Annotated in this window: 17 protein-coding genes and 1 riboswitch; of the genes, 13 read left to right on the plus strand and 4 right to left on the minus strand. The window is 40.1% G+C overall.

Going from position 1 to position 21,352, the window contains the following annotated elements; translation table 11 throughout:
• Positions 1-37: 37 nt before the first annotated feature.
• Positions 38-1,645, minus strand: a complete 1,608-nt coding sequence (locus ACK1I8_RS20460; protein WP_412467113.1) for a S41 family peptidase — start codon at positions 1,643-1,645, stop codon at positions 38-40.
• 190 nt (positions 1,646-1,835) lie between these two features.
• Here ACK1I8_RS20460 and murQ point away from each other — a divergent pair, with 190 nt between their 5' ends.
• From murQ to ACK1I8_RS20500, 8 genes are all read left to right on the plus strand, one after another.
• Entirely contained in the window at positions 1,836-2,639 is an 804-nt protein-coding gene (gene murQ / locus ACK1I8_RS20465) for an N-acetylmuramic acid 6-phosphate etherase (protein ID WP_412467114.1), read from the plus strand.
• 103 nt (positions 2,640-2,742) lie between these two features.
• Complete coding sequence (locus ACK1I8_RS20470) at positions 2,743-3,309, plus strand: hypothetical protein (protein ID WP_293787475.1); 567 nt, start codon at positions 2,743-2,745, stop codon at positions 3,307-3,309.
• A 38-nt stretch (positions 3,310-3,347) separates the two neighbouring features.
• Positions 3,348-4,103: a Bax inhibitor-1 family protein gene (locus ACK1I8_RS20475; RefSeq protein ID WP_412467115.1), complete on the plus strand. Its 756-nt coding sequence runs from the start codon at positions 3,348-3,350 to the stop codon at positions 4,101-4,103.
• 115 nt (positions 4,104-4,218) lie between these two features.
• A riboswitch (SAM riboswitch) is annotated at positions 4,219-4,322 on the plus strand.
• 114 nt (positions 4,323-4,436) lie between these two features.
• Entirely contained in the window at positions 4,437-8,153 is a 3,717-nt protein-coding gene (gene metH, locus ACK1I8_RS20480) for a methionine synthase (protein ID WP_412469396.1), read from the plus strand.
• 74 nt (positions 8,154-8,227) lie between these two features.
• Entirely contained in the window at positions 8,228-9,181 is a 954-nt protein-coding gene (gene metF / locus ACK1I8_RS20485; RefSeq protein ID WP_412467116.1) for a methylenetetrahydrofolate reductase [NAD(P)H], read from the plus strand.
• Positions 9,182-9,308: 127 nt separating this feature from the next.
• A complete protein-coding gene (locus ACK1I8_RS20490; RefSeq protein WP_412467117.1) occupies positions 9,309-9,611 on the plus strand; it encodes a hypothetical protein in 303 nt (100 codons plus the stop codon).
• A gap of 80 nt (positions 9,612-9,691) precedes the next feature.
• Positions 9,692-10,105: a tail fiber domain-containing protein gene (locus ACK1I8_RS20495; protein WP_412467118.1), complete on the plus strand. Its 414-nt coding sequence runs from the start codon at positions 9,692-9,694 to the stop codon at positions 10,103-10,105.
• A gap of 225 nt (positions 10,106-10,330) precedes the next feature.
• Complete coding sequence (locus ACK1I8_RS20500; protein ID WP_412467119.1) at positions 10,331-10,690, plus strand: hypothetical protein; 360 nt, start codon at positions 10,331-10,333, stop codon at positions 10,688-10,690.
• Positions 10,691-10,930: 240 nt separating this feature from the next.
• On the opposite strand, the gene thrC is transcribed toward ACK1I8_RS20500, so the two are convergent.
• The 3 genes from thrC to thrA all read right to left on the minus strand — a co-directional run bounded on the left by thrC (position 10,931) and on the right by thrA (position 15,728).
• Positions 10,931-12,238, minus strand: coding sequence for a threonine synthase (gene thrC, locus ACK1I8_RS20505; protein ID WP_412467120.1), 1,308 nt, complete (start codon positions 12,236-12,238; stop codon positions 10,931-10,933).
• Positions 12,239-12,324: 86 nt separating this feature from the next.
• Complete coding sequence (locus ACK1I8_RS20510; protein ID WP_412467121.1) at positions 12,325-13,260, minus strand: homoserine kinase; 936 nt, start codon at positions 13,258-13,260, stop codon at positions 12,325-12,327.
• 14 nt (positions 13,261-13,274) lie between these two features.
• On the minus strand, positions 13,275-15,728 hold the full coding sequence (thrA, locus tag ACK1I8_RS20515) for a bifunctional aspartate kinase/homoserine dehydrogenase I (protein WP_412467122.1): 2,454 nt from the start codon (positions 15,726-15,728) through the stop codon (positions 13,275-13,277).
• A 728-nt stretch (positions 15,729-16,456) separates the two neighbouring features.
• On the opposite strand from thrA, the gene pckA reads away from it, so the two are divergent.
• The 5 genes from pckA (at position 16,457) to ACK1I8_RS20540 (ending at position 21,224) form a co-directional block, all read left to right on the plus strand.
• Positions 16,457-18,052, plus strand: a complete 1,596-nt coding sequence (gene pckA, locus ACK1I8_RS20520) for a phosphoenolpyruvate carboxykinase (ATP) (protein ID WP_412467123.1) — start codon at positions 16,457-16,459, stop codon at positions 18,050-18,052.
• 298 nt (positions 18,053-18,350) lie between these two features.
• Positions 18,351-19,181, plus strand: coding sequence for a MotA/TolQ/ExbB proton channel family protein (locus ACK1I8_RS20525; protein ID WP_293787500.1), 831 nt, complete (start codon positions 18,351-18,353; stop codon positions 19,179-19,181).
• A 78-nt stretch (positions 19,182-19,259) separates the two neighbouring features.
• Positions 19,260-19,877 (plus strand): biopolymer transporter ExbD, encoded by a 618-nt coding sequence (locus tag ACK1I8_RS20530; RefSeq protein WP_412467124.1) that lies wholly within the window; start codon positions 19,260-19,262, stop codon positions 19,875-19,877.
• Between the two features lie 3 nt (positions 19,878-19,880).
• Positions 19,881-20,387, plus strand: coding sequence for an ExbD/TolR family protein (locus ACK1I8_RS20535; RefSeq protein ID WP_412467125.1), 507 nt, complete (start codon positions 19,881-19,883; stop codon positions 20,385-20,387).
• Between the two features lie 18 nt (positions 20,388-20,405).
• On the plus strand, positions 20,406-21,224 hold the full coding sequence (locus tag ACK1I8_RS20540; RefSeq protein ID WP_412467126.1) for an energy transducer TonB: 819 nt from the start codon (positions 20,406-20,408) through the stop codon (positions 21,222-21,224).
• Positions 21,225-21,352 lie beyond the last annotated feature (128 nt).

Genomic DNA, 21,352 nt, shown 5'->3' on the forward strand with positions numbered 1-21,352 from the left:
TTAAATTAATCGTATACCGGAAACATATAAAATATGGCTATTGGAGGTTGAGGAGTGCCTGCCTCACGGCATTGTCGGTTTGGTTTACGGCCTTATAATAACCTACGTCGCCCAGATAATAGCGACACAGTAAAGCTTTAAGATCATTTAAGATCACATTTTTCGAATTGTACAATTGAAAGCGGTCTATTGCTACATTTTTGCGTTGAAGAAATCCGATAAAATCCTTAAAGTCGTTGTCGTTTATCGTAAAGATATTAATGTTCTGTTCTACAAAACTGGCACTGTATTTATTTGTGAGTACATTAAAGACGTAATCCGAAAGTATTTTTTTGCTAACTAAATTGCTGTAAAACTTATTATAGCCATTGGTGTCCAATTTGACAAATATATCTGGCTGGATTCCGCCAACCGGTCTAACTTTTTTGCTCGGTTGGATATTTACTCCTTCGGCTTTCTCGATAGAATCCTGGAAAGATGTACGGTCTCCCGTAAGTTCCCCATCCATCATCCGTTCGTCTAGCTCGTGTTTATACGCATCATAACCTTTTTTGTAGGACTTTTGGATACTTCTACCGGATGGTGTATAATACCGTGCGATAGTTAAATTCAGTGCAGAGCCATCACCAAAAGCAAATTGCTCTTGTACCAAACCTTTACCAAAAGAACGGCGGCCAACAATAATCCCCCGGCCTAAATCTTGTATAGCTCCGGCTACAATCTCGCTGGCAGAGGCGGTATTTTCATTAATCAAAACCGCCAGTTTGCCATTTTGAAAGGATCCGGTTCCGGTAGAAAAATAATCGGTGCGCGGCTCATGCTTTCCCTGTGTATACACAATGAGTTTGTTCTCGCCCAAAAACTGATCTGCCAGACCTGTAGCTGCGGTAAAATAACCACCCCCATTATCGCGCAAGTCGAGAATAAGTTTTTTCATGCCCTTTGCTTTCAGGTTATTGGCTACAGCAGCGAAATCATTATCTGTATTGGCGCCAAATTTACTGATCCTTACATAACCGGTTTCGTTGTTGATCATATAAGCTGCATCAATGCTGCTGATGTTTACCTTGCCGCGGGTAACCATAATGCGGTTGCTCTGTGATGCGCCCGGGTGCAAAAGCACTACACTTACCCCGGTTCCGGATTTACCTTTGAAACGACCGGAAAGTTGATCTTTAGGTAGGTTTCGTCCGCTTACTACTGCAGTATCAATACTGAGGATTTTATCGCCCAGTTTAATTCCTGCCTGATATGCTGGTCCATCCTTAACTACACCGGTAACCATCATAGTATCGTTAAGCATATAATATTCTATGCCTACGCCTTCGAAATTTCCTTCCAGGTTATCGGTCATATCCTGAACATCAGTTGGTGGCAGGTAAACGCTATGTGGATCTAGTTGGTGCAGAACACTGTCTATAGGTAAATTTTGAAGTGAATCGGTATTGATGTCATCAACATAATTACCGTTGATGATGTGTAAGATTTCGTTTAGTTTTTCATCGCTGTTTTGAGCAAGCTGGGGACTTTTTTTAACGCCAAAGCCTTGATCCTTAATGAATTTGATGCCCAAAAACATGCCTACTATTAAGATAACAGAATAGCTTAAGGCGATGAGTATGTTGTTTCTGGTGTTTTTTTTCATTGGCGCTACTGCAAATTTATGAAAATTAGCGGGTTGATATATTTTTTAACTGTATTTTCATGTCTTTTGTTTATAATATTTAACATTAAATTACACCTGGTACAATCAGTTAAAATTGATGGCAGATATTTTTTAGATTTTTAGCCTAGTTTTTAGAAAGAATTTACCGAATTTTATCAAAATTAAATTTATGAATAGAGTTACCGAGCAAGAATCTAATTATAACCACATTGATCAGATGTCGGTATTAGAAGTTTTGCAGGGCATTAATAACGAAGATAAAACTGTAGCATTTGCAGTTGAAAAATCTTTGCCTCAAATCGAAAAGTTAACATCGGCCGTGACCGAGCGAATGAAAAAAGGAGGTCGTCTCTTTTATATAGGTGCAGGTACAAGCGGTCGCTTAGGTGTAGTAGATGCTTCAGAATGTCCGCCTACTTACGGTGTGCCGTTTGATTGGGTTGTTGGGATTATCGCCGGCGGAGATACTGCCATTAGAAAAGCAGTAGAATTTGCTGAAGACGACGCGGAGCAAGCCTGGAAAGATCTTCAGGAATTTGAGATTAATGAAAAGGATTGTTTGGTTGGCCTGGCAGCATCAGGTACTACGCCATATGTGGTTGGCGGATTAAAAACGGCACGTAAGCATGGAGTTTTGACGGGCTGCATTGTTTGTAATACAGGTGGACCTATTGCTGCGGCTTCGGATTTTCCGGTTGAAGTAGTGGTTGGCCCTGAATTTATTACGGGCTCTACCCGCATGAAATCTGGTACGGCGCAGAAAATGGTATTAAATATGTTGAGTACCACAGTTATGGTTCAGCTGGGGCGTGTAGTTGGCAATAAAATGGTCGATATGCAGTTAACTAATCATAAACTGGTCGACCGTGGTACACAAATGGTGGCCAACGAACTGAACATTGGTTACGATGAAGCAGCTGAATTGTTAAACCGTTACGGAAGTGTACGTAAAGCTGTGGAAGCAGGACATTAAAAATGAGTGAAGGATAGCATAGTAACTGAAAAAGTGATGTGATGTATAAATGATCTCAGCATTCGCTCATTCAAAACCCAATCCTTCAATAATTAAAAAAAGTATGCACGAAATTGAGCCTTATTACCAGTGGAGAGATGATTATATTTCGGCAGAAGATGAGCGTTCGCCATTTTATAATACCGAATATTCAGAACTTTACTTCGATAAGCAGATCTATAACTTTTTACTGCACCCACAGTGGGACGAATTTGGATCGAATACCTTGTATATGAAGGTATTATATGCTGATTATGACCGCAGTTATGTCATTATAGAGTTTATAGGGGAGTGGAACGATGCCATTAATAACGACATTATGTTGCTGAAACGTGATATTTTGGAAATGATGATGGATGAAGGGCTTAATAAATTTATCCTGATTGGTGAAAATGTATTGAATTTCCATGCCTCTGATGACAGTTATTACGAAGAATGGTTTCAGGAAGTAGAAGATGGCTGGATTGTTGGGGTAAACTTTCAGGAACACGTGATCAGCGAATTTCGGGATAACAGCATTGATTATTATATTAACTTTGGAGGTGCATTTGACAATCTGCCATGGCGTACGCTAAAACCATTACAGTTCTTTAAAAAAGTTGAAGAACTGCTGACAAAAAGATTGAACTAAATGTTTATTTTTATATCATTTAACATACAAAAATTAAAATGGAACAACAAAATTATCAATATCAAAACAACAGCGTTTTCGTTCAGGAAGGATCTGTTTCTAAAAAATTCTTTGCCAACGTTTTCTTGTGGATGTTTGTGGCATTGAGTTTATCAACGGTAGCGGCCTATTTATTTGGAACAAATGAGCAATTTATGCAATATCTGTTAACCGTTAATCCATCTACCGGTAAAGTTGGAATGACGATTTTTGGGTATATTGCCATGTTTGCACCGCTTGGACTTGTTTTATTAATGAGTTTTGGTTTAAGTAAACTTTCTTACCCAGCGCTTGTAGGTGTATTTGTTTTATACTCCGTACTAACCGGTGTAAGCTTAAGCTTTATTTTATTGACTTATACTTCTGGTTCAGTAGTGAGCTGCTTTGCAGGTGCTGCAGGTATTTTCGGTATTATGGCCTTTATGGGCTATACCACCAATATCGATTTGAGCAAATTCGGCCCTATTTTAATGGTGGGGGTAATCGGGTTGGTTATTGCCAGCCTGGTGAATATGTTTATTCAGAGTGAACAGTTTAGTTTATTTATGGCATTTATCGGAATTGCCATCTTCACCGCATTAACTGCTTACGATGTTCAGAAAATTAAACAAATTGGCCAGGGTATAGAAGCTAGCGGAGAAGAAGTACTTCAGGTAGAGTCAAAAAAGATGGCAATTGTTGCAGCATTGCGCTTATATCTTGATTTTCTTAATATCTTCTTATTCTTACTACGCATTTTCGGTAGCAGAAGATAGAGCTAAAAACAAAACAATATTCTTAAGGCCGTGCAGAATTGCATGGCCTTTGTAATTTTATTTGGTAGCAAAGCGATAATTTTTGGAATTGATCATGCTTTGTTGCATTTTTGTACGCTTATTAAGAAAGACGGAGGGATTAGACCCAACGAAGTCTTAGCAACCTGTAACCTACAAGGTGCTAAATTCTATTCTGCAAATAGCGGAAACAGATAAGTTTAGGATTACGATTCACGTACCAACTTTTTCAATAAGCCTTTTAGGATGTATTAATGTATAATGGAAGATGTATCATGCCATTTTCCATTTGCCATCCCACATTTTACACAACAAATGGGTATAAGAGAAGAATTAGAGAAGCGTATTTTGGTGATCGATGGTGCAATGGGTACCATGATTCAGCGATACAACTTGAGCGAAGAAGATTTTAGGGGAGAGCGATTTAAAAACCATCCCTGTGATGTAAAAGGCAATAATGATTTGCTTAACATCACGCGTCCGGATATTATCAAAACCATACACCTGGAGTACCTGGCGGCTGGTGCCGATATTATTGAAACCAATACGTTCAGTACGCAACGCATTTCCATGGCCGATTACCAAATGGAAGATCTTTCTTACGAAATGAGTTTTGAAGGCGCACGGGTGGCAAAAGAAGCTGTAAATGAATTTATGGCTGCAAATCCAGATCGTAAATGTTTTGTTGCCGGTGCTATCGGCCCCACTAACCGTACCCTTTCCATGTCGCCGAATGTAAACGACCCTGGTTTTAGGGCGGTTTATTTTGATGAGCTGGAAGAAGCTTATTATGAGCAGGTACGTGGTTTGGTAGATGGTGGTTCCGATGTATTATTGATTGAGACCATTTTTGACACTTTAAATGCCAAAGTGGCCATTGTGGCCATTAAAAAATATGAAGAGGTAATTGGCCGCAAACTGGAGATTATGATCTCGGGTACCATTACCGATGCTTCGGGACGAACACTTTCCGGGCAAACCGCCGAAGCTTTCTTAAATTCTGTAATGCACGCAAAACCGCTCAGTATTGGTTTTAACTGCGCTTTGGGAGCAAAGGAAATGCGCCCGCATATCGAGGAGCTGGCTACAAAAGCAGGCTGTTATGTTTCCGCTTATCCAAACGCAGGCTTGCCAAACGAATTTGGAGCTTACGATGAGCAGCCGCACGAAACGGCACATTTGGTTGATGACTTTATTGCATTCGGTTTTGTGAACATTGTTGGTGGCTGCTGCGGCACTACTCCTGAGCATATTGGCTGCATAGCAAAAAATGCACGAAAAGCCAAACCCAGAAAATTGCCTCAACTTCCTCAATACATGCGCTTAAGTGGGTTGGAGCCGGTAACCATTACGCCAGAAAGTATTTTTGTGAACATTGGGGAACGGACCAATATTACCGGATCTCCAAAATTCTCCAAACTGATTTTGGGTGGCGATTACGAAGCTGCATTGGCCGTTGCCCTGCAACAGGTTGAAGGGGGTGCACAGGTAATTGATGTGAACATGGATGAGGGAATGCTCGATTCGGAAGCTGCCATGACTAAGTTTCTGAACCTCATTGCCTCCGAACCGGATATCGCCAAACTGCCGATCATGGTCGATTCATCTAAATGGTCGGTAATTGAAAACGGCTTAAAATGCCTGCAGGGAAAAGGGATCGTTAATTCCATTTCTTTAAAAGAAGGTGAAGATAAATTCCGCGAAAGTGCCCGTAAAATTATGCAATATGGTGCAGCTGTAGTGGTAATGGCTTTTGATGAGCAGGGACAGGCCGATAATTATGAGCGCCGGATCGAAATCTGTAAACGCAGTTACGATATCCTGGTAAATGAAATCGGTTTTCCGCCAGAAGATATTATTTTCGACCCTAATATTTTAACTGTGGCTACCGGGCTGGAGGAACACAACAATTATGCAGTCGATTTTATTAATGCTACCCGATGGATCAAAGAAAATCTGCCTCACGCCAAGGTAAGTGGCGGGGTTTCGAATATTTCGTTCTCCTTTAGGGGAAATAACGTCGTGCGCGAAGCCATGCACTCGGCTTTCCTTTATCATGCCATCCGCGCAGGTTTAGACATGGGTATCGTAAATGCCGGTATGCTGGAAGTTTACCAGGAAATTCCGCCTGAATTGTTAGAAAGGGTAGAGGATGTCCTGTTAAATCGCAGGGAAGATGCAACCGAACGGTTGGTTGAATATGCCGATACGGTAAAAACCAAAGGCAAAGAAGTGGTTAAAGACGAAGGCTGGAGAAAAGGCTCGGTTGAAGAAAGATTATCCCATGCGTTGGTTAAGGGTATCGTAGAATACCTGGATGATGATGTAGAAGAAGCCCGTCAGAAATACGACCGTCCGATTCAGGTAATTGAAGGCCCGTTAATGGATGGGATGAATATTGTTGGAGACCTTTTTGGTGCTGGAAAGATGTTCTTGCCCCAGGTGGTAAAATCGGCCCGGGTAATGAAAAAAGCCGTAGCCTATCTGTTACCTTTTATTGAGCAGGAAAAACTGAACAATCCTGATCAGGACCAGAATTCTTCGGCCGGAAAAGTATTGATGGCTACCGTAAAAGGCGATGTACACGATATTGGTAAAAATATTGTAGGCGTGGTACTGGCTTGTAACAACTTCGAAATTATAGATATGGGCGTGATGGTTCCGGCACAGGATATCATCAAAAAAGCCAAAGAAATAAATGCTGATATTATCGGTTTAAGTGGTTTAATTACGCCATCGCTGGATGAAATGGTTCACTTTGCCAAAGAAATGGAACGTGAAGGGTTTACCATACCATTGATCATTGGTGGCGCAACTACTTCGCGTATCCACGCGGCAGTAAAAGTAGCACCAAATTATTCAGGACCTGCCATCCATGTATTAGATGCTTCAAGAAGCGTTACGGTTTGCAGTACCTTGATGAACCCAGAAACGAGAGATGAATATATAGCTGGCATCAAAGCTGAATATGATAAAGCACGCGAAGCGCATCTAAATAAACGTTCAGATAAACGCTTTAAGACATTAGAGGAAGCACGAGCAAACAAGTTTAAGATTGATTTTCAGCCCAACTTGCCTGTTCCGGAATTTACAGGTACCAGGGTTTTCGATAATTATCCCTTAGAAGAACTGGTTCCATATATTGATTGGACACCATTTTTTCATACCTGGGAACTTCGCGGTAGTTATCCTAAAATTTTTGACGATAAAAATGTAGGCGATGAAGCAAAAAAGCTGTTTAATGATGCACAGGTTCTGTTAAAACGCATCCTCGACGAGAAATTACTAACTGCAAGAGCTGTAATCGGTTTTTGGCCAGCAAATACAGTAGGAGACGACATTGTTTTAGAAGTCCGGAGTCCGGAGCCCGGAGTCGGAAGTCTGCCTGTCGACTCCAAACTCCAAACTCCAAGCTCCAAACTGGTAACCATCCACACGCTCCGCCAACAGGCTGAAAAGGTAGATGGGCAGCCTTATTATGCTTTATCAGATTTTATTGCACCGAAAGAAAGCGGTATTCAGGATTATTTTGGAGGTTTTGCGGTAACCGCAGGGATCGGCATTGACGAACTGGTGAATGAGTTTGAATCCAATTACGATGATTACAACAGCATTATGGCCAAAGCACTGGCCGATCGTTTGGCAGAAGCCTTTGCCGAGCGCATGCATGAACGTGTTCGTAAGGAATTTTGGGGCTATGCTCAGGATGAAAACCTGAGTAACCAGGAATTGATTAAAGAAGAATACGCCGGTATTCGCCCGGCACCAGGTTATCCCGCATGTCCTGAACACACCGAAAAAGGAACATTATTCGAATTACTTGATGCAGAGAATCAGATAGGATTACGCTTAACCGAAAGTTATGCTATGTATCCAACAGCTGCGGTAAGTGGGTTTTACTTTGCGCATCCCGATTCAAGATATTTTGGACTGGGAAAAATTACCAAAGACCAGATTGAAGATTACGCCACCAGAAAAAACATGCCGGTTGAAGAAGTGGAGCGGTGGTTAAGTCCGAATTTAGCTTATTAATCCCCCAGCACTTAAAGGGGAGGGAATCGTTTATAAATTAAAATTTAAAGTCCTGATTATTTGGGATTAAGGGTATGAAGATTACTGACCATATAAAAAACGCAAAGGGTAAAACCCTGTTCTCTTTTGAATTATTGCCGCCAATTAAAGGGCAAAGCATACAATGGATTTATGATGCGATAGAGCCATTGCTAGAGTTTAACCCGCCTTTTATTGATGTAACCTCGCTCCGCGAAGATTATATTTATAAAGAACAGGCCAATGGTCTGCTTCAGAAGGTATCTTACCGTAAACGCCCGGGTACCATTGCCATTTGTGCAGCTATTATTCATAAATATAAAGTTGATGCCGTTCCACACCTCATTTGCGGTGGATTTACTAAAGAAGAAACCGAAAATGCATTGATCGATCTTCAGTTTTTGGGGATTGATAACGTTTTGGCTTTGCGTGGCGATGCCCGTAAGGCAGATGGGAATTTCGTGCCAACTCCCGGCGGACACTGTTACGCAACAGATTTAATTGAGCATATCAAGAATCACAACGAAGGTAAATTTCTGCACGAAGATGTAGAAACTTTTAAAAGTGATTTCTGCATTGGTGTGGCAGGTTACCCTGAAAAACACTTCGAAGCGCCCAACATGAATACCGATTTTAAATACCTGAAAAAGAAAGTTGAAGCAGGAGCGGAGTTTATTGTTACGCAGATGTTCTTCGATAACCAGAAGTATTTCGACTTCGTGAAAAAATGCAGGGAAAACGATATCAATATACCGATTATCCCAGGTTTAAAACCTATCAGCACCTTATCACAGCTAAACGTATTACCCAAGATATTCCACATCGATTTGCCTGATAAATTAACAGATGCGCTATCGCATGCTAAAAATAACAATGAGGCAAAAGAAATTGGTACGGAAGCGATGATCAAACAATGTAAAGAGCTGATTGATTTTGGTGCTCCGGTATTACACTTTTACACCATGGGCCGCCCTGAACAGACCAAACAAATTGCAAAAGCTATTTTTTAGTTAAAAGACCTCGCAGGTTTCAAAAATCTGCAAGGTCTGCTACAAACCATTATCAATATTTCAAATTCTTACAGAACTTTAACCTTATTTTTGTTGTTTTAATATTGTAGCAATTATATTTGTAACAATGAAATTCGATGGTTTTAAGTACATATTGATGGTTTGCATTGCTATTGCTTTTTTCTTAAAAGTGAGCCATGTGCTTTCATATTTAAGCTATTCTGCCCACAATGTTGAGCTTTTATCTACAAATGAAGATGCAACCGAAAAGGAAGAAAAGAAAACAGAAAGCGAATTTGCGGTGCAAGAAATTTCATTTAACTGGGCCTTGTATTACCCAATTCAAACTTCAAAAATAGTGATTATCCCCGGTCATGCTTTTCAACTGGCATACTTTCCAGAGGTTTTAACGCCGCCGCCATCCGTTTAATACATCTCTTTAAATTTACCTCCTGTTTCGAAGAAACAGAACCAATTTTCTATTTCAAAAATTACAAAATAATAATAGATATGAAACGAGCAATTTCATTCGCAGTGCTTTTAATTGCTGCCTCTTTAAAAATCAGTGCACAAGAAGTAGTACAGAATAATGTTAAACCTGTAGAAAACGCTTTAAGCCAGGTTACTAAATTAGAACCCGTAAGTTTTAATTATGATAAAGGCTGGGCAGAAAAATTAAAATTATCTGCAAGGCCGCAATATGGTTTTGTAGGTGCTGATGCAAAAGCAGCTGTTCCCGGTATTGTTTTGGTACAATCCAAAGATTACAGTGCAGGAAAAAATGCTTTTAAAAGTGCTACCATTACCAAGGTAGATTATGAAAGTTTAGTTCCGCTTTTGGTGGCCAGCATAAAGGAGCAACAGCAACAGATCGAGGCATTAAGGCATGAGCTAAAAATGCTGAAATCGCAAGGCGCTAAGTAATAGCAGTTAGTTGGTCCGGAGTGCCAATCCGGACCTATAGTTCTTCAGATTTGTAATTTGGTTTAGGCTAATTCCCAAAGAAATTTCTTAGTCTGGTTGAGATTGAATTGTATTAATGAGTGTATTGGTGTGACTATTTATTTTTACAAATGTCATCCTACATAATGCTTAATTTGTTATTTTTATATTATTAACCAATATAAATCTACATTAAAAACAATTCTTATGAGAAAGCTTATTCAATTATTCCTGTTTTGTACAGCACTAGCTGTATTACCTTTGCAAAATACCAGGGCTGAAATTAACGCCAGGAAGTTTTTTAGCATTGGTTTGAATTTAAGTAATGGAACTACTGATAACGGATCTATTTACCTGTACGGACCTACGCCTGTGAGTGCTTATTTTGGCCCCGGCGGAAGTTCATATGGTCCGTTAACCGCCGGTACCTATACGGTTATCATTTATACTTCAGCTCCGGGTTCACGCACTTTTAGATTTAATGGACAAGCAATTACCACCAGCTCGGGAAGTGCGACATTTAATAATGTGAGCATTACTTCTACAGCTTTCGCTTCCGTTAATTAGACAGATATTTCCAAAGTAGTCCGGATGTATGGTCCGGACCTTTTTTTATTTTCCTTTTTGCTTAAGGATTACAAATCCCGACTGATTTTGGAAATAGGTCTGAAGTTGTAATGGATTTGCATTTTTATAAATCGTCATCTCAATTGTAGCGCAATCCCGAACGTTCGGAAGAGAGATCCATCTCTAGACAGATTTCTCGGCTTCGTTGCACTCCGCTCGAAATTATGATCAATCTAATGACTAACCTTTCAGTAAATACGCTTTAAATCCGTCAAAATCTACACCTAACTGATCAGCATGTTTAGGTTTACTTTCCAAAGCTTTTACCTGCGCCGGGATTTCAATTTTAGCAGCAATGTCCGACGGAAAAATATCAGGGAATTTACAGGCATGTGCAGTAGATAAGAAAACAGCGGCACTGCTATCTGCAGGGTTTTCATTTCTGTATTTTTCAATGGCCAGGTAAGCAATCGCGGTATGTGGACAAGCTATGTAATTTAATCTGCTATCTATTTCCTTAATACCCTCTAGTGTTTCATCATCGGTAAAACGGTAAGAAGTAACCACTTTTTTAACTGCCTCCACATCCTGATCAAATAAATCCATAATGCGGACCCAGTTGCTTGGTGCACCAACATCCATGGCATTCGAATAGGTTTGCGTTGACGGCCTGGTTTCATAAATGCCACTTTCTAAAAAGCGTGGTACCGTATCATTAACATTGGTGGCTGCGATAAACTGTTTAACCGGTAATCCAAGTTTGTAAGCCAATAAACCTGCACCAATATTGCCGAAATTCCCACTTGGAACAGAAAATACCACATCCTTAAACCCTTGCTTTTTAAGCTGCGCATAAGTGTTAAAATAGTAAAATGTTTGTGGAATCAATCGGGAGATATTGATTGAATTTGCAGAAGTTAATCTAAATTTTGCGTTCAGTTCATCATCCGCAAATGCCTGTTTTACCAAAGCCTGGCAATCATCAAATGTTCCTTTTACCTCAACTGCCCTGATATTTTCACCGTTAGTAGTTAACTGTAGTTCCTGTATCGGACTCACTTTCCCTTCCGGATAAAGTATCGTTACCCTCGTATTTGGTACGCCTAAAAATCCCAAAGCTACCGCGCCGCCTGTATCGCCTGAGGTTGCAACCAGAATATCCAGGAGCTGTTCGCCATCTTTTAAGAAATAAGCCATTACACGGCTCATAAAACGGGCACCAAAATCTTTAAATGCCAAAGATGGGCCATGGAAGAGTTCCAAAACAAAGGTTTTATCATCTAATTGAACAGCCGGTGCATCAAAATTAATGGCATCATTAATTAGTTCTTTTAAATCTTCAGCCGGAATTTCCTCTTTTAATAACGTTGAAGCTACCTGGTAAGCAATTTCAGGTAAAGAGTATTGCTCCATATTTTGAATGAATTCGGCATCAAGCGGTAGAATTTCAACAGGCATGTATAAACCCTTATCCTGCGGCATGCTGTTAAAAACGGCTTCTTTGAAAGAAACACGTAAATCTTTATTGTTGGTTGAGTATAGTTTCATTTTAATTAGGTTGGGGGTTGAAAGGTTGAAGGTTGGAAGGTTTTGGATGTTTAGTCTTCCACCTTCAAGTCTTCTGCCTTTCAACCTTAAGAAATTACCCTAGGTCCTTCGGCATTAACCGGAGAAACAAAAGCTTTGCTGTTAATATTTATTTTATGTAAATGTTGCTGCTGCGATTTGGTAATTTTTCTGGCCGTTTCTTCGTCTTTGGTTAAAGCGAAAACCGATGGCCCGGAACCTGAAATCCCGAATCCGATGGCGCCATTATCTGTGGCTAGTTTTCTCATTTCTTCAAAACCAGGAATCAGGATCGAACGTGTAGGCTCTACAAGGACATCTTGCATACTTCTTCCAATCAGGTCGAAATCATCCATAAATAGTCCACTTACCAATCCTGCAACATTTCCCCATTGCTTAACTGCATCCTTTAAGGCTACCTTACTTCGGATCATCTGGCGGGCATCCTTGGTTGGCACATCAACTTCAGGGTAAACAATTGCAGCGTACATCCCTGCAGGAGTAGGTAAGGAGATCACATCTAAGGGTTCGTAACTTCTGATCAGTACAAAACCACCTAACAAGGCGGGTGCAACATTATCGGCATGGCCATAACCGCAGGCCAGTTCTTCGCCTTTCATGGCAAAAGGAACCAGTTCCTTAGCGGTTAATAAATCGCCCATTAGTTTGTTAATGGCAAATAAACCGGCAACGGTACTGGCAGAACTCGAGCCTAAGCCACTGCCAATAGGCATTTTTTTATGCAGTTCAATTTCTACGCCCACATCTAAACGGTTGATGTGTTTTAAATAATGCTGAACACTGGCGCTTACGGTATTTTTTTCTGCATCTAAGGGCAAACGTCCGTCATCGCCGGTAATTCTTTTGATCACCACACCTGGTGTATCGGTAAATCGCATTTCAACTTCGTCGCCGGGCTCGTTTACAGCGAAACCCAACACATCGAAACCACAAACTACGTTTGCAACGGTTGCCGGAGCGAAAACTTTTATACTACTTTTCATTATTAATTGGCTAGCTATTTATTTAAGGTACCTACATTGATAATATCGGCAAAAACTCCGGCAGCGGTAACTTCAGCACCAGCACCAGGGCCTTTTACCACTAACGGGCGTGTTTTGTAGCGGTCTGTAGTAAAAGAGATGATATTATCACTGCCGGATAGCATATAAAAAGGGTGACTGTCATCCACCATTTGCAGGCTGATTTCTACCTCGCCGTTTTCCAGTTTGCCGATGTAACGTAAAACTTTTCCCTCGCTGTCTGCTGTATTTTTTAAATTTTCGAAGTAAGCAGCGTTGGCCCGTAGTTCTGAATAAAAATCTTCAACAGATGCTGCATTTAAGCAGGCATCAGGTAAAATGTTGTCGATTTTTACATCACTGGCTTCCAGCGGATAGCCGGCATCGCGGGCTAGGATCAGCATCTTACGCATAAAATCCTTTCCATTTAAGTCGTCGCGGGGGTCTGGTTCGGTATAGCCTAATTCCTGTGCTTCTTTTACCGTTTCGTAAAATCCAGCCTCACCTTTAAAGTTATTAAAGATATAAGAGATTGTTCCTGATAAAATGGCTTCAATCCGTGCTACCTTATCTCCACTCATCATCAGCTCGCGCAGGGTGCGGATAATTGGTAAGCCTGCGCCAACATTGGTTTCATAATAAAAATCAACACCGAATTTACGGGCAGTATCTTTGAATGATTTGTACTGTGCATAATCAGCTGAGTTTCCCTTTTTATTACAGGTTACCACCGAAATACTGCTTTCGAATATACCCTGGTAAAATTCGATAGGCTGTTCAGCAGCGGTGTTGTCTACAAAAACACAGTTGGGTAAGTTAAGTGCTTTCATTTTGGCAACAAAACCGGCTAAATCCGCTTGTTCCCCATCTGTATCTAATGTTGTTTCCCAATTTTCTAAAGAAAGGCCATCCGCATTGAAGATCATGTTGCGCGTATTACTAATGCCTGTCACTTTCACCTGCAGATCGTTATTGGCTGCGAGGAAAGGCATCTGCTCTCTCAACTGGTTAAATAAGGTTTTGCCGATGTTTCCGGTACCCAAACAGAAAACGTTCAATGTTCTTTTAAGTGCGGTAAAAAAAGCATCATGCACTGCATTTACTGCTTTTGATAAATCAGCGGCACTGATAATTACCGAGATGTTGTATTCTGAAGAACCCTGGGCGATTGCTCTTACGTTGATACCATTACGACCCAATGCGCTGAATAAACGTCCGCTCATACCCGGGGTGCGTTTCATGTTTTCGCCAACAATGGCCAAAACGGCGAGGTTATTTTCAACTTCCGGTAATTCCAGTTTTTTAGCATCCAGTTCCAGTTCGAATTCTTTTTTGATCAAGAAAATGGCCTGCGAAGCATCTGTTGGTTTTACGGCAAAAGTAATACTATGCTCTGATGAAGATTGCGTAATCAATACCACATTGATCTGTTCGCGAGAAAGCAGCGAAAATAGTCTTCCGCTAAAGCCTGCTTTACCCACCATGCCGCTTCCGGTTAGGTTGATAATGCTGATATGATCGATGGAAGAAATTCCTTTGATGGGCAGATTTGATGTTTTTACATCGCTTTTGATATAGGTGCCCGCGAAATCAGGCTCGAAAGTGTTTTTAATCACAATCGGGATTTTTTTCATAAAGGCCGGGATCATAGTTGGCGGGTAAATTACCTTTGCCCCAAAATAACTCAGTTCCATGGCTTCTGTATAGCTCAATTCGGGTAAGGAGAAAGCCTTTTTCACTATGCGCGGATCAGCAGTCATCATGCCATTTACATCCGTCCATATTTCTATTTCTGATGCATTCAGTGCTGCACCCCAAACCGCTGCAGTATAATCAGAGCCGCCACGGCCCAACGTAGTAACCCTACCAGCAGCATTGCTGGCGATAAAACCAGTTACAAAAATTACTTTGTTTTTATTTTCCTGATAAAAGTTGTTGATCAGGAGTTCTGTTAGTTCAGTATCAACCTTTGCCTGCCCAAAGTTACTGTCGGTTTTAATCAGTTCAGCACCGTTTACATAAAGTGAATCGCCAATGTTTTGCGAGGCAATATGACTGATCATAAAGGTAGAACAGCGTTCACCATAACTCAAAATCTGATCTTTGGTTTGTAAACTTAGTTCCCGTAGATTGGTCACGGCCTGCAGCAGATCTTCTAACTCGTTAAAAAAAATTTTCAAACGGGTAAACACCGGGTTTTGTGCTGCCGCAGGCAAAAGCGCGCGGATTACAGCAAAGTGTTTCGCTTCAATTTCTTTTAAATACTTGTCATAATCTTCGCCCTTTTCAGCCATTTCGGCCATGTCGGTAAGCAAATTGGTTACGCCACTCATTGCCGATAATACAACTACCGGATTATTTTTCTTTTTTTCTTCGCCAACCAGGCGTAAAAGCGTTTTAATGTTCTCGGCCGAACCTACGGATGTGCCGCCGAATTTGAGTACTTTCATTATTGATATGAGGTTTAACTGTTTGTTGCCGCACCCGGTCTGTGGTTTCAAATGCTCGCTTGTGCAGGTTTCATTCAGCATGGGTTTAAAAAAAAAGCGTCCCGATTTTCATCGGGACGCTTTCTGTGTTTTATGTTTTTTCAATTTACAACAAATTAGCCCCGCTGGTTTATACCGGTGGTAATAATAATCGTTGTAATAATTGAAGTATTAAAATTCATCTTGACTTGGTGTACTTTTTACACTTGTAAAGTAGAAGATAATTTTTTTGAAATGCAAATGTTTTTTGATTTTAATTTCGAAATTTCTATTAAACGTTTAAGTAAACGTAATAGCAATATTATTTTTCTCCTTGGTAGGATGCTGTTTAAGCGGCCTGTCGTTCCAGCTTCGATTTATTCCCCTCCTTTGGAGAGTCTGCTCCGATTCTTTTCGGAGGTGCTCGTAGGGTAGGCGATCAATTGATGTTTTAATCGAAAAAGCATAACTTCTTCAACTCATCATAAGGGTGTATGTCCATAAGAACTTAAACGTACTAAAACCATTTATCAAACTTTACTTAGTGTATATATTTAATTTTTTTTAAGTTTAAAAATATGTGTTAATTTATTTTAAATCAAATGATTAAGTCATAGTGTATTTGCTACAATATGTAAAAAATTACGTTTTAAAACTCGTTTTTATGCATAATAAGTTTTTACCTTTGGCTCACTAACTAACTTGTTGTTATGAGCAAAAATAAACTGCAAACGCCAGATCTAAGCTATTTAGATTTAGGCGGGAATATTGCTGTAAAGTACCAATTATCTCCTACGGAATTAATTGATGAGGCCTTATCAAATAAAGAAGGTACGTTGGCCGCTTCTGGAGCGCTGGCGGTTGATACCGGAAAGTTTACCGGACGTTCTCCTAAAGATCGTTTTATCGTATGCGACGACACCACCGAAGATCAGGTGTGGTGGGGCGATGTAAACATCAAAATCTCACCCGAAAAATTCGATCAGCTATTTTACAAACTAACCCATTACCTTAAAGACAAGAAAATCTATGTCCGTGATTCTTCCGCCTGTGCCCATCCGGAATATTCCATATCCATTAGGGTAATTACCGAAACGGCTTATCAGAATCTTTTTGCCCATCATTTGTTTATTCGTCCGCATGAAGATCAGTTAGAGGTAACACCAGAGTGGACCATTCTTGCGGCACCAGGTTTCCTGGCTGATCCGGCATTAGATGGAACCAGGCAGGAAAACTTTTCCATCATCAATTTTAGCAAAAAAATGATTTTGATTGGCGGAACAGGTTATACAGGTGAAATAAAAAAGGGAATTTTTTCTGTTTTAAATTTTATTCTGCCGGTGTACAAAAATACCTTATCCATGCACTGCTCGGCCAATAGGGGTAAAAATGGCGATACGGCTATATTCTTCGGTTTGTCGGGAACAGGAAAAACCACGCTTTCCGCCGATCCCGAAAGAGAGCTGATTGGCGATGATGAACATGGTTGGGGCGAAGATTCGGTATTTAACTTTGAAGGCGGTTGCTATGCCAAATGTGTGGATTTGAACGAAGAGAAGGAGCCTCAGATATTTAAAGCAGTCAAATTTGGTGCATTATTGGAGAATGTCAATTTTTTTCCGGGTACACAGGAGGTTGATTATCGTGATATCAGCAAAACGGAGAATACCCGTGTGGCCTATCCGATAGATTACATTGATAAGGCCGTCTTACCTTCAATAGGAGCTATTCCGAAAAATATTTTTTTCTTAACTGCAGATGCCTTTGGCGTATTGCCTCCCATTTCAAAGTTAAATGTAGAGCAGGCGATGTTCCACTTCATGAGCGGTTATACCGCAAAGGTTGCAGGAACCGAAACTGGGGTAACAGAACCTCAATTAACCTTTTCGGCTTGCTTTGGTAAGGCTTTTTTACCACTGCATCCGTCAAAATATGCCGCATTATTAGGCGAGAAGATGGAGAAACACCAGGTAAATGTGTGGTTAGTGAATACAGGTTGGAGTGGAGGTCCTTACGGTGTGGGTGAAAGGATGAAACTGAAGTATACCAGAGCAATGATTGCTGCAGCTTTAAATGGCGGTTTAGATCACAATAGATATAAGCAGCACCACGTGTTTAAATTGATGATGCCGTTGAGCTGTCCCGGGGTGCCAGACGAAATTTTAGATCCTGCAAAAACATGGAACAACCAGGAAGAATACTTTTTAAAAGCCTACGAACTCTCCAACGCTTTTACAGAGAATTTCAGGCAATTTGAACTGACAAAAGTGCCAAAAAGCAGACACGCGGCGTTAAAATTATGTTAAATGTGCTTTAAAATGCATTTTTTGAACGAAAAATTTGCAATTCGATTTTTTTTTAGTTTTTATTGTGAAAGAATTGCCTCGGCTGGGGCAATTTTTTTGTTATACACCCGTAGTGATTACCGGAACAAAATTCTAAGTAACGATTTAATTGCTTATTGATTTATTAATTTGTAATTTAAAATCAATTTATAAATTTGTTTTTCGCAACAATTTCGGATATGAAACGTTGAGTGTAGTACAAAAAAGAACAAACAGCTAAAATTAAAAACAAGAACTAAAACTAAAAATTCAAAAAAAAATGGCAAACGCACCAAAACCAGCAACTGTTAAAAAAGAGAGCTCTTCTAGTGCTTCAAATGTTTTCGCAACATTAGTTATTCCTATTTGTATCATTATCGGATTCGTGATTTGGAAATATGTATTGGGAGATCCGTCGAACTTTATCGATAACAACAACGAAAACTTACCATTACCAAATAACTATCCAGGTACAGCTTACAAAGGTGGTCCTATTGTTGCCGTTTTAATTGGTTTATTATTAACAACAATCGTTTTCTCTATCGAGCGTTTAATTGTTATTGGTAAAGCAAGTGGTAAATCAAGCTTAGATTCTTTCATCATTAAAGTGAAAGGTTTATTAAATGCAGGTAATATCGAAGCAGCTAAAGCTGAGTGTGATAAACAACAAGGTTCAGTTGCTAACGTAATTAAATCTGGTTTGAAAAAATACAGCGAAGTTGAAGCTGATACTAATATGGATGTTGAGCAGTCTATCGTTGCTATCCAAAAAGAAGTTGAAGAAGCTACCGCTTTAGAAATGCCAATGTTAGAGCAAAACTTAACTATCATTGCTACTTTGGTATCAATCGGTACTTTGATCGGTTTATTAGGTACGGTAACAGGTATGATCCGTGCATTCGCCGGTTTAGCAAACTCTGGTGCTCCGGATCAGGCAGCATTAGCGGTAGGTATCTCTGAGGCTTTGATCAATACCATGACCGGTATCTCGGTATCAACTCTGGCGATCATCATGTACAACATCTTAACATCTAAAATCGATAAGTTAACTTACGCAATCGATGAGGCTGGTTTCAGCATCGTTCAAACATACGCTAGTTCGCATAAATAAGAATTTTGAAAAAATTTTTACCGGCTTTATGGAAAACCGGAAAAAAGATCATCATTATTAAAACTAGTAAAAAAAATTATGCCTAGAATTAAAGTAAAAAGAACAAGTACAGTAACAGATATGACCGCAATGTGCGATGTGGCGGCATTGTTACTTACGTTCTTCATTTTAACTGCTACGGCAAGACAACCAGAACCCCTGGCTGTTTCTACCCCTTCATCTACGTATGAGTTTAAGGTGCCGGTAGAAAACAATGCGATATTAACCATTGGCCAGGGAAAAGTTTTCTTTGAAGTAGCAGGACCGAAAGTGAGAGAAAAAACATTGCAGCTGATGGGCGAACAATATGGCGTGAAATTCACACCAGAAGAAACAGTTAGATTCTCAGGAATCGGAAGTTTCGGTGTTCCTATTCAAAGCTTAAAGCAATTAATTGCGATGAATCCGGGTGACCGTATGAAACCAGGTGTTCAGCCAGGTATTCCTACTGATTCAACCGATAATCAATTAAATGCTTGGGTGTTGAATGCACGTAAGGCTACAAAAGAGATCAACAATCAGGATATGCGTATCAGTATCAAAGGCGATGCTAAAGAAGAGTATCCAGTTGTGAAAAAGGTTATTGATGTACTTCAGAAACAAAGTGTAAACAAATTTTTGTTGGTAACCAATTCTGAAGCTAAAAAGAAGAAATAAGAAATGGCAGAATTAAACACGGGCGGGAAGAAAGCCACGCCAAGGGTTGATATGACCCCAATGGTGGATCTAATGTTTCTTTTGGTAACTTTCTTTATCTTAACAACAGTAATCTCTACGCCACAAGCGATGGATATTGCAAAGCCGGATAAAAACGAGAAGTTACCTGAAAATAGATTAGAGCTGAAAGCGAGTAAAACGATGACCATATTATTGGGTAAAAACAATAAAGTAGCGTGGTACATGGGAGTAGCTGGCGAAAGCGCACCAACAATCGAATCAGGTTCGCAGATTGAGGATGCTATTATCAAAAATAGAAAAACAGCTGATGCTTCAGGTGTTGCAGGCGACTTTGTTGTTCTGGTAAAACCAACATCGGGCTCTACCTTTCAGAACTTTGTTGATATTATGGATGAGTTGGAAATTCTTAAAGTAAAGGTTCGTCAGATTGATGATGATAATATCCTTGACAATGAGAAGCAGTTCATGAAAGAAAAGGGAATTTTATAATCAAATAAAACCAATTTTATGTCGAAGTTAGATATATTCAGAAAAGAATGGCTTGAAGTGGTTTTTGAAGATAAAAACAAAAGCTATGGTGCGTACCAATTGCGTAAAACCAATGGTGCTAATACTACAAGAGCCTTAATTATTGGATCTATTATCTTCCTTATTTTATTTTTCTCACCAAAAATCTATAGCCTTATTAAAGGCTCTATGGATCAGCCGGAAGAACAGGTAAAAGCGCAGGAAGTGATTTTAGCTCCACCACCGCCGGTAAACCCGGAAACACCTCCACCGCCACCGGTAGAGCCACCGCCACCAAAGGTTGACCAGGTGAAAATGCCACCTCCAATTGTAAAACCTGATATCGAGGTTCGTGATGAACCACCTACAGTTGAAAAATTGAAAGAAGCTGATCCAGGTCAGAGAGATATCAAAGGGGATCCGACAGCGGAGATTAATATCGCTGAACCAGTAGGAGAAGGACCAAAAAGAGAAGCTGCTGTTGCGGTTGATGACAATAAAGTTTACGACTTTGTGAGTATCGAAAAGCAACCAGAATTCCCGGGGGGTATTTCTAAATTTTATGCATACTTAGGTAGAGCAATAAAATACCCGCCAATGGCACAAGAAAACAACGTTCAGGGTAAAGTATTTTTATCTTTCGTTGTGGAAAAAGATGGTAAACTAACTGATATCACTGTTACCCGTGGTTTGGGTAGCGGAACAGATGAAGAAGCCATCCGTGTATTGAAAGCAAGTCCGCGTTGGAACCCAGGTATCCAGAATGGTAAGCCGGTAAGGGTAAAATATAACATCAACGTTAACTTTACATTGAACTAGTCGTAAATGTTAAATTTCGATATCTTTAAGCAAAAATCGCCTAAACAGCGGTTTTTGCTCATTTTAGGCCTAATCATGTTCATCTTTTATGTGATATTGGGTGTCGCATTTATATTTTATAAACCTAT

The organism is Pedobacter sp. KLB.chiD, from assembly GCF_047040275.1.
Taxonomy (GTDB): Bacteria; Bacteroidota; Bacteroidia; order Sphingobacteriales; family Sphingobacteriaceae; genus Pedobacter.